At 39.4% G+C, this 11,160-nt stretch carries 4 protein-coding genes and 2 pseudogenes; 4 read left to right on the plus strand and 2 right to left on the minus strand.

Annotated features, from left to right (window positions below):
- Positions 1–662, minus strand: a pseudogene (locus HMPREF0666_RS18655) (IS1380 family transposase); the annotation flags it as partial.
- Between the two features lie 263 nt (positions 663–925).
- On the opposite strand from HMPREF0666_RS18655, the gene HMPREF0666_RS07620 reads away from it, so the two are divergent.
- The 4 genes from HMPREF0666_RS07620 to HMPREF0666_RS07635 all read left to right on the plus strand — a co-directional run bounded on the left by HMPREF0666_RS07620 (position 926) and on the right by HMPREF0666_RS07635 (position 10,204).
- The gene (locus tag HMPREF0666_RS07620) at positions 926–1,804 is read left to right on the plus strand and encodes a hypothetical protein (protein ID WP_009011808.1); all 879 of its coding nucleotides are present in this window, start codon (positions 926–928) and stop codon (positions 1,802–1,804) included.
- 101 nt (positions 1,805–1,905) lie between these two features.
- Positions 1,906–3,288: a hypothetical protein gene (locus tag HMPREF0666_RS07625; protein WP_009011809.1), complete on the plus strand. Its 1,383-nt coding sequence runs from the start codon at positions 1,906–1,908 to the stop codon at positions 3,286–3,288.
- Between the two features lie 23 nt (positions 3,289–3,311).
- Positions 3,312–3,773, plus strand: a complete 462-nt coding sequence (locus HMPREF0666_RS07630; protein ID WP_009011810.1) for a hypothetical protein — start codon at positions 3,312–3,314, stop codon at positions 3,771–3,773.
- Positions 3,774–4,120: 347 nt separating this feature from the next.
- Positions 4,121–10,204 carry a DEAD/DEAH box helicase gene (locus tag HMPREF0666_RS07635; protein WP_009011811.1) on the plus strand — a complete coding sequence of 2,028 codons (6,084 nt, stop codon included), beginning with the start codon at positions 4,121–4,123 and terminating at the stop codon, positions 10,202–10,204.
- A gap of 86 nt (positions 10,205–10,290) precedes the next feature.
- Here HMPREF0666_RS07635 and HMPREF0666_RS07640 read toward each other — a convergent pair.
- A pseudogene (locus HMPREF0666_RS07640) lies at positions 10,291–11,160 on the minus strand (transposase); the annotation flags it as partial.

Here is an 11,160-nt window from a genome sequence, read left to right on the forward strand (position 1 = left end):
GCAGTCAGCACGGAAACGCTCTATTTACCACTACCCAAAGTTTCCTGAGGTTTACACGGGTCCATAATGCGACGGAGCGTGTCTTCCTGATGGAATCTTTACATTGGTGTTTCCGTCACGATTCTCACCTCCGACTATGATTCCTCCAATGGAAGCCCAACCAGGGAAATAGCCAAAATCCTGCTTGTAGGAATACTTTGCATCGAACTTGTGGGCAGGAACAAACTGGTGGTCAAAGTCCAGGTCAACATGACTGCCCACCTTTATAAGCCCCATTCTCCGTATCATCCGTAATAGTAAGGTGTTCAGCTTCTCTGCCGTGTTGAAACTGTAAGACTTGCCGGAGGTTTCGCTCTTGTAGACAATGTTCTCTTCAGCAAGCTCCTTTAGTCCGCGCCCCACAGTGTCAATAGCGTATTAGGTCTCTGCTTGAACTGCCCTATAAGCACATTGATGTCCTCAAGGCATTCTCCACCACAAAGGTAACTGAAGAAGAGAGAGCCGAAAATACTCCCATAGCTGAATGCTTTGCCACTACTTCCACGTTTGTCCAATACGGATTTGGTAAGTTTTTCAAAGCCCAACTTTGAGAAAACGTCCATAATGTGATAAATTCCTCCGAAAGAAGTGATATTCTCGTTTTTAATTGCTACCTTTGTCATGTCAGATTTTTGCTTACTTATTATGTTTGTAGCACCAAGATAGGTGAAATTTCTGACATATCCAGGTGTTTTGAGAACTTTGTTTCTCAGACACTTGGAGTTCTTACAAGAATTTATGCTGCGGAATTAAGGACCTAATATATTTGCAGCACTAAGACCAGCTGAAATTTCTGATATTTCAAAATGTCTTGAAGACTTTGTTTTTCAGGCATTTGAATCTCTCAAAGATTTTACGCTACAGAATTAAGAGCAAAGAAAAAGCTATGGGTTATTTTGAAACTATCCTAACGGCTCACAACCTCGAAAAATGTCCAGAATATTTGTGGCAAATCCGAGTTACTGCTGAAGAGTATGCCAACCTGAAACAACTCTTAGCACGCCAAATCCATATTTACAATAGAAATTGTAGTAATCGTTTCATTACCGTTCGTAAGGAATGTGTCCTGTATATTGCAGAATTTTGGCGTAGGGAATATCATGAAGGTCCTCATAGTGTCCAAATGATACTTGACTCTTTGGGTATTTATGTTACTTTAGAACTACGTGATGAATTCTATGAGTCTGCTCAACGTGGTCTTAAAGCGTTAGACTTAGAACTCTTTGAGGGAAATGGGGGCAGAAGATACCTTGACTCCATGTTATATCAAGGTGGTTTGCCAATGAAGCTGGTAACAGGAAGTGAAAATGGTGGCGTATGGGACCGATTTACCCGTGGACTGGTAAACAGAAAAGTAGATTTTGAAGAACTTAATTTGGGAATAGTTGCTTCTCAAAGTAAGTGCTTGAAGGATTATTGTAACCAGCTGATTATTGGAGTTGAGTCAGCGCAATTCATGCTTATGCCATTCTATTGTCAGAATGAGCAAGATGTTTGGTATATATATTTGCAGGAACTTGCCAAACAAGAAAAGATCCGTCACCGTCAAATCCACCCCTACTCTCTTGGTTGGGAATTCAGAATTGATACTGTAGAAAAGAAAATATATTCAAAGTACGTAGTTGAAGGCTACCAAAATCTTCCTGAGGCTTTTCTTATTGAGAACAGATTGGCCCATGTACCTTTTTTTCTGTTCAAGTCAGAAAGAACGGGCAAGCAGTTGACACATTCGATTATGTTAAAAACTTCTGTCGCTATCCGGTAGTCAGCAAGCATCCATATGCTGATGGTGACAGTATATCCCTTTTCTTACATGAACAAGAGAAACCATATATTACTGATTACCTAGACACGAGCATCCCTCACTTGCTTTATCGTAAGAAAGATGGCAAGTATGAGTTAGGTAATCAAATCGGCAGGACAGATTCATTCCTGCTTATACCTAAGGATTGGTACATTGAAAATGAAACTTCATTTACTATTATTGATTATCAATGGGGTAACAGAATTATTCAGGGAATAGAGATTCCTTCTGATTTCATTGATAATATTATTGTTAAAGGAGCTGACGGTATTATCACTTTTGGTATGGCTTCACCTCTCTACTGGACAGAGATGGCTACTCCTCCACTTTATATACCTGATGTGATAGAACCACTCTATAATGCGGAAAACAGTATTTTTTCTCTATGTTATGATACTGATAATGGTAAAAAAAACACGAGGGAGATTAACGTTCAATTCCGCAACAAGTGGCAGACAGAATGGTCTGACAAACCTTCTTATGGAGAAATATTTGCAAGAGCCGTTGATACTAATGGGAATTTTGTTACACCAATAAAACTTATGAACATTGGTAATGGATTTTCTGTAAGCTTACAACATGCAGATAAAGATACTTGTCAGATTAAAGTGACCTGGGATCACGGACATGTAACTACAAACGAAGGAGTCAAGAAGGCTAATGATGTTTGGGAGATAAAAAAAGAAGACTGCCCTGACCATAGGTGTATACATTTCACATTAGTTCCTGAAGGTAACAGTTTGAATCAATTTACAATCTCTGTCAAGGCTCCGTTTAAGGATTTTTCTATTATAAACATATATGGAGATAATGTCATAAATGACAGTTGGGTGCCATACACTGATATTGACAAATACCAATACCACATTGTAGGACAAAATGTCAAGCAATATTCTTTTGGTGATGTCGTCCGAGAACTGAGATGGATGAACGACAAACTTTACATTTTTGAAAAAGGAAAAGCAATTAAGCCAATTCCATACGAAGGAAACCTGCTTATATTGTTTGATTCTCGTGAAAATCTGCGGTCAAAACTGGAAAGAACTTCAATGAATATGCTTAATGCAGAGCTTAAAGTATCTTTTTCTCTTAGCAATAGTAACAGTTTGGAATTCAGTATAAAAGATTCGCCATATCGACCAAAGCAAATAGGTAATGGGCGACTGATAATTACAGGAAACAATCATACTCCTGTTAAATTTACAGGTGTACTTAAATTATTGAAATTAGAGGAACCTGAATTGGAACCAATAGAAATATCATTTGATGAAGAAAACGGTTCCTACACGCTTCCTGAGGATATTCGTCCTTGGGGAAAAACTATCGTAATTGGTCGTACAAGGGGACGTATCTGTCCTGCCCTTGTAGATTTGACAAGAGAGATGGATGGAGCTTTTAGAGCAAACAACAGGGAAAATGCCATAAGCTCTATAAAAGAAAATTAAAAAAATCCACTCTTGGCGATAATTTGTGGAAAAGAATTCTGGGGTGGTTTGACCGATCTCAAAAAGAAGATATTCCTGCAAGTTCTATTCTGGAATTATACTGTACAGCACAAGACTATAAAGCTTTGATATGTCTGGTTTTTCAATTATTCGTTAAATGTACGGATGACAATGAGCGTGAAATCTTGAAGGAAAAGCTTAAAATATTCAGTAGTGACCTTGCTTTTCAATGGTATTGGCTTCAACCATATCTTTCCGGCATCTTTAGTCAACTTAACACCTTTATCAGTGACCCTATGGTGCCAGCAGTGCAAGATATTTACATTAAATGGTCCATGACTTATAAAGGAGAAGATATGATAAAGCTTTTAAGTGCTTTGAATGATCCTGAACAATATATGAGTAACATTGTTCAATGCTTCAATGACGTCTTGTCTCTCTTTACAGATTGGCTGAAAGACCTTTTGCGTTTCTTCACTTACTGAATCTTATGGAATTCCTTCAAATGATATTATTGTCGATTTAGCAGAAACCATTATTAAGATTCCAAAGAAAATATATCCCATAGAACTAAAGAAAGATGACTATATCGATTCAAATCAGGAATATCTTGGAGAAGAAGTTGCTTTATTCTTCAATACTTATAATGAACCAAATAGATCTGGTAATGAACAATGGTTGTTTAAACGAGTCAATGCGGTCGTAGCCCATATCAAAAAGGGAGTAGATTTGTTTACGGTAAAGGATGAGATACGAAGAAGTATCATATTTTGCAGCAAATCGTCAAATCCCCATTTTATAATTGCACTAAACAATAAATTATCTCATTGAAATGAAGTTTGAGAATTTCTATAAAGAATCAGAGGAAAACATGCGTTTAGCATTGCTTTCTCTTTGGACACCAGGAAACCATCCTATGCGTGCTGCCGTTAACGAGCTCTTTGACAGAGAACCCTTATTGTCAGAACCTGTATTCCAAAGTACTTTCGGATGGGAACCTGCACCAGATGACAGTTGGAAAAATGCTTTGAATCCGACAATCATCAGCAAACTTGGTATTGGAGTCAAGTATCCTCCATATAAACATCAGGCAGAGAGTTGGAAAAGTTTGGCTGAAGGAAAGAGTATTGTCGTAACATCAGGTACTGGTTCAGGTAAAACCGAGTGCTTTATGTACCCTATTCTGAGTGACCTTTATGAGCAAGGACACACTAATGCCATAGAAGCTATCTTTCTCTACCCTCTCAATGCCTTGATGGAAGATCAAAAGAAACGTCTATCTGAGTATTGTAAGGCTACCGGCTTACATTTTGCATTATATAATGGATACACTCCAGAACATCGTGCTGATGGTAGAGATGAAATTCTTCCAAATGAGATTGTAACCCGTGATGATATACGTGACCCAAATAACCAAGGAACACGCCCTGAAATTCTTCTGACAAACCCAAGTATGCTGGAGTATATACTTGTTCGTCAAAAAGATCAGCAAATGTTACAAGAATCAGCTAACAGACTTCGCTGGATAGTTATAGATGAAGCACATAGTTATTCCGGTTCTGCGGCTGTAGAACTCGCATATCAGATTAAAAGAGTACTTGAGGCTTTCGGTAGAACTCCAGAACAGGTACGATTTGCATGTACATCTGCTACGATTGGTGGTGACGAGGGTTCTCAGTCGCTTTCAGACTTCATCTCAACGGTTACAGGCCAGTCCGTTGAACGGATTAAGGTTATCGGTGGTCAGCGTTTGGTTCGTCCTTTGGATAAGGACCAACTTGCCGTTGAACTTAAAGCAAATAATCTCCCTTCTGTTGATAATGTATTGTCTCTCCGTGACAAAATAAATAAAGTTTCTGGCATGACACTTCAGCAGATGTGGGAACATCTATGCCCGGACACAACCTTTGACAGGGCTGATCTGATACCAGCATTGCAGCTTCTGGATAGACTTTGCGAAATGTCCCAAGGAAAAACTCCTGTCCTGTCACTTAGAGCACATTATTTTATGCGTTCCATAAACGGACTTTATGCTTGTGCAAATGAAAACTGCGATAGTGCTAATCCTGCTTCACCGATTTATGGACACCTAACCACATACAAGGCATCAGTATGTCCAAAGTGTGGTGTACCATTACTTGAAATTGTACAATGTAAGCGATGTGGTAGTTTTGTGTTAATGGGCTGTAGTGACTCACAGACTCATAAGATTTCCCCTTGTGAAGACACCGCTAACAGAGATGATTATTTCTCTATTGATCTTACCTCTGAACAAGAGGAAGAGGATGAAATGGCCAGTTCAGGCAGTCCTGACATATTCTTTCTTATGCCATACGAAAAGGAAAAGTTCTTTACTCCTGTTGCCAAAGCTCATTCTGTAACCATGAACATTGTGCATAATAGTACTGGAGCAATATTGGATGTTCATGCTGACAGCAAAGGCACATGGGTCGAAGTCAGAAAAGATGACGGACATTCTTATTGCCCTGGATGCGGGAAATTAGCTCATGGGAAACGACTTAATTTAAAACACTTCCGTATTCCTATCAACTTTATCAACCAGACAATTTCACCTGTTTTCCTTCGAGAATGTGCTCATGAAGGGAACAGTTGGGGAAAGTATATCGCTTTTACAGATAGCCGCCAAGGAACCGCTATCTCTGCTAAAACGTTCAATATTAATGTTGAGCGTAATCAAAGTAATAAGAATATGCTGGAGAGACTTTCTCAAATACAAACAACAAGTCCATTAGATACTATTCCAGAACCTGTAAGGAATACTTTGACAGCAGAACAGATAGCCATGATATTGGCTAATGCCCCATCTTCTCCAGACGGAGTGTCTTTATATGATGTTTCAGAAGCAATATATAACCAAGCGATGTTTGACCATATATCAAATAATGATGGTGCAAAGAATAAGAATGCATATAAGTGCGCACTGATAAGAGGCGTTATAGGCAGACGTCCAGCGTATGAAACCAATGCAGAAACCATGGGCTTTATCTATCTGGACTATCTTGATTTGAAGACTGCAAAAGTTCCTTCTGTATTGGCAGATTATGCAGACCAAAACGGGATAACTATCAAAGACCAGGATTGGCAGGATTATTTGAAACTCGCCATAGATTATGTAATGAGGCTGGGCAACCACATTCAGCCTTTGGCAGATGATGAGAAGAAATATGTCCGTGAAAGCAATTTAAGCACTCCAATTGCAGCCTCTGATGACCAAAGAGAAAAAATCAAACGTTGGCCCTCTGTAAAGATTGTCGAGGGAGGAAAGGTTTTTGAACATCAATCACGACTTGTTGTACTTCTCTGTGCAGGGTTAGGTATACATACGGTTGAGAAATTACAGGCTAATGTAAGAATCGTTGATGCAATTATCACCGAAGCATGGAATACTTTAATTGAAAAGAAAGTCTTTACCAAGGTTAAAGCTGACGATACAGACGGGTATAATAATCCACGCTTCTATCCGGATAACAAATATGTAGATTGCTATTTCCTTGACTTATCGGGTAAAGAAGGAAATAATGTCTGCAAAGTTAAGAGATTGCAAGATGCATGGGTATGTCCTGTCTCACATCAGCTTTTAGATACCACATTTTGCGGATACAGCCCATTGATCACAGGAAGAATCTGTGAAAGGTTGTTTGTTAAATACAAATGTAACGAAAGTAAGATAACCATGCCTTCACGACCTAAAGACAATGAAGAGGTCGTAAACTGGCAGGAAAATGATGAAAACATCAAGGCTCTGAAGGCTGCTGGCCTTTGGACTGACCGCCATAAGTATGCTTATCACAAAACTCCTATTTATATTGCTGCAGAACACTCTGCACAGCAATCAAAACAATTACTCCGTGATTACACCAGATCATTTAGTCAAAAGACCCCTTTGATTAATGTTCTTCACTGTTCCACTACTATGGAAATGGGCGTGGACATTGGTGACATTGACGTTGTATTGATGGATACCGTACCTCCTACTGCAGCCAACTATCTACAGCGTGTAGGCCGTGCTGGCCGTATGGGCCAAAGCAAGGCTATTGCATTCTCGTTATGCAATAATACACCAGTTGGACAGCACGCATTCGCAAATCCGATGTGGGCATTGCAGACTACAAACCATATGATTAAGGTTCGTCCGAGTCAGACTGTCATACAACGACATATCAATTCGTTCTTCTTCAGACAGTTTATATGTGACAACGGATCCGGAATTCAGGTAACTGTTTCAATTGACGAGTTTATGACTTCCACCTGTAACACATTTATCCAATTCTTGGATGATATGAGCACAAATCAAGCAGAAGAGTGTAAATTCAAAAAAGTTTTTGGAAAAAACATCGCATATACCATAAATGTCACAAAGGAAACAATACAAGCAATTCAGAAAGAATACAATACTGTAATTGGTGAACTTAATGCAGCCTTTGTTCAGTTCCAAAATGATACAAGACGACAGATAGCTATTAGCAATCAGATAAGAAAAACCAAGTCGGAAGGTTTGCTAAACTACCTGTCTGACCACCAGTTTATACCAAATGCAAATATGCCAACAGGTGTAGTAACATTTGATTTCACTGATAGAGACCAGTCTGTAAAACTACATCGCCTGTACGATAATGTTGATAAATTACAAAACAGAATAGCTGCAGAGTCCGATAGTATAGAGAAATTTAACCTACAGAACGAACTGAATAAGGTTCGTAAAGAGATTACCAATCTTCGTCGTGCAACAACGGCTTCGCGTGATATTCATACAGCTCTCGATGAATATGCACCAGAGCAGACTGTTGTTGTAAACGAAAAAAACTATGTTTCTGCTGGAATCAAACTACTTGGTGCCTATAATGAAGAAACACAAACCAAAGCAATCTATCATTGCATACATTGCGGTAAGACTGAATATAAAAGGATTCTACAAAAAGGTGCATTATGTTCCTGCGGTAATCCATATCATAGCATTATTGATAAAGATCATGGCTCATTCACTCTTGCTTATGAACCTATAGGTTTCTGTACTGATCAGAATGTAGATAGTTCACGTGAAGAAAAGACCGTAAAACATTACTATGACATTAGACCTGTCTTGTTGAAAACAGATTGGAGTAAACATAAGGACATAAATATGTGCGAGCTTATCACCAGTGGTGAAACTGGTAACATTTTATTCTATAATGTTGGTAATGGACATGGATTTGCTTTCTGTAAGCGCTGTGGACGAGCATCTGTTGAGTATACCGCCATAACTTCAAAAGAAAGTGTACCTTATGCGGTCAAGCCTGGACATAAGAGACTTTGGGGTGATGGCTGTGAAGCCAACGATAATGATATTGCACGTCACGTTGTATTAACAGGTAATCATCCTACTTGCTATACAGTGCTACGTTTCAAGAAGGATGCAGTATCTTCAAAATTTGAAAACGATGAGCAACTTGTATACTCTCTTGGTGTTGTCCTTAAACGTGCATTAGCTTTAAGCGAAGGAATAGATGAGGGCGAAGTTGACTTTGGCATCAAACAAGAACTTGACGCCTGGGTTCTCTTCATCTTTGATACAGCAAAAGGAGGATGCGGTTATTCACTGAAATTGATGAATCCTGTTCTTTGCCAGGAAATTTTTGACCTTGCAAGACAAGCACTTGAAGAAACAACATGTAACTGTCATATAGAAGGTGGCGCTTGTGCAAGATGTTTGATTGACCGTAACAATTATCGTTATTCATACCTTTTATCAAAGGCAAAGGCTCTTGATTGGCTGAACCATCAAAAGAACAAAGCCATTGAAGTACCTGCTCATGTAAAGGCTTCAAGCCCTTCAGCAAGAGTAGTTTGTCAACCCTTGAAGGATATAGTAAAACTGTCGGTCACGGATCCTGAAGTCAAGAAGATAACCCTGTGCATTTCTGACCTGACAGATGATAATGTTGTTACGGATTGGTCAAGTGTCCGTTCAGAGATGGGAAAACACATCAAAACAGGAGTATCAAATGGTAAAAACATTTCCCTTGTAGTTGAGTATCATCCTGAACTTCATAATTCACTTACAGAGAAACTTCCATTCATCAATTTGAAGGATAAATTTCCTGATTGTGAAGTCTCGATTGTCAAGGATCTAGGTGAAATGAAGACTGCTGTTATTGTTGAGCGTAACACCGGGGTACTCAGGTACTTCACAGACAAAGACTCTGTCTTGTCGTTTTCTAATAACTGGGGAAAGAATTGTCATTATGTCTTTGTGGATAATAATCGCGTAACATTCAATGAACAGAAAGAACCAACCTATGTAATGTCTCCATCACAAGTTGTACGTGAAGGTCTTACACACGCAAGAACATTCCAGATTAAGAATTATTTCTCTACTGCAATTGCACCTTTCCTGCTGAATCAGCAGGACACAGATATGCTCGTTGAAGTCTTGAAAGGTAAACATGTTAATATTACATTTAGTGATATGTATGTAAACAGTGCCTTGGCAAGTTTGATGCTTGTTTACCTCATCAAAGAGATGAAGCAACTCTTTGGTTATACGATCGATAGTATAACCTTACAATTAGACTCTCCAAAGAGAAAATGTTATAACGACAGGTACAACGAATGGACTCCTATTAATATGAATTTCTCCTGTAAAGAGGATGCTGACGAATATACGGATAATTTGTTTATGAATGTATTGGGTATAGAGCCAGAACATTCATTTAATGACGCAAACCACCATCGTTGGCTGAAAATAGAAACAAAAGACGGAGGTCTTGTTGAAATCAGGCCTGACCACGGAATTAGTGGTGGTTATAAATCTGACAGCAAGTATTTGAACCTTGACTCTCTCAATGGTTCTGTAAATGTCGTAAGAAATAACGAGGATGTACTCTATTATGTAATTATTAAAAAAAGTGACGCCTAATACTGACAGAAGAGTAATATCTGTTTCATATAGAGTTCAGCCCAAGTTTAAGGGAAAATGTTTATCAAAAAAATCTATTTTTTTTCGAGGAATATTAATTGGTTCTTCAGCATGGCGGTAACCATCATGAAAACCATATTCTCAGCCATAAAGGAAAAGAGCAGATGTGACCAGCCGAAGTCATTGTTCTGTATGTCGAAGTTCTTTTCACTTGCCCCACGCTCATTATAAAATGTAATGATGTCCTTCTCGGTAGATACCCAGTCATTGGTGAGGATACAGCGGTATGTGTATATCACTCCGAACATATCCGTCTATTCCCTGCCGTGCTTGTCTTTCAAGGGACTACGCTGTATGACAAGCCTGTATGACTTTCCTTCTATTAAATTGTCCATGCTGATGGACGTGACATCGCATTTCTCATAGCCAAGCTCAATGCCTTTCCATTCCTTCAACTGTCGGAAGTTCTCATAGCGACTGCCGCAGTTGGCAGCACGAATGTAGAACGTGTTGCAGCGCTGCTCTACGGTTTGTATGATTTCCTTTGAGAACGACCCGCAGTCAGCACGGAAACGCTCTATTACCACACCAAGTTCTGAGGTTACACGGTCCATAATGCGACGGAGCGTGTCTTCCTGATGGAATCTCACATTGGTGTTTCCGTCACGATTCTCACCTCCAACTATGATACCTCCAATGGAAGCCCAACCAGGAAAATAGCCATGGTCCTGCTTGTAGGAATACTTTGCATCGAACTTGTGGGCAGGAACAAACTGGTGGTCAAAGTCCAGGTCAACATGACTGCCCACCTTTATAAGCCCCATTCTCCGTATCATCCGTAATAGTAAGGTGTTCAGCTTCTCTGCCGTGTTGAAACTGTAAGACTTGCCGGAGGTTTCGCTCTTGTAGACAATGTTCTCTTCAGCAAGCTCCTTTAGTCCGCGCCCCACAGTGTC

This window comes from Prevotella sp. C561 (assembly GCF_000224595.1).
In the GTDB taxonomy this organism is placed as follows: Bacteria; Bacteroidota; Bacteroidia; order Bacteroidales; family Bacteroidaceae; genus Prevotella; species Prevotella jejuni.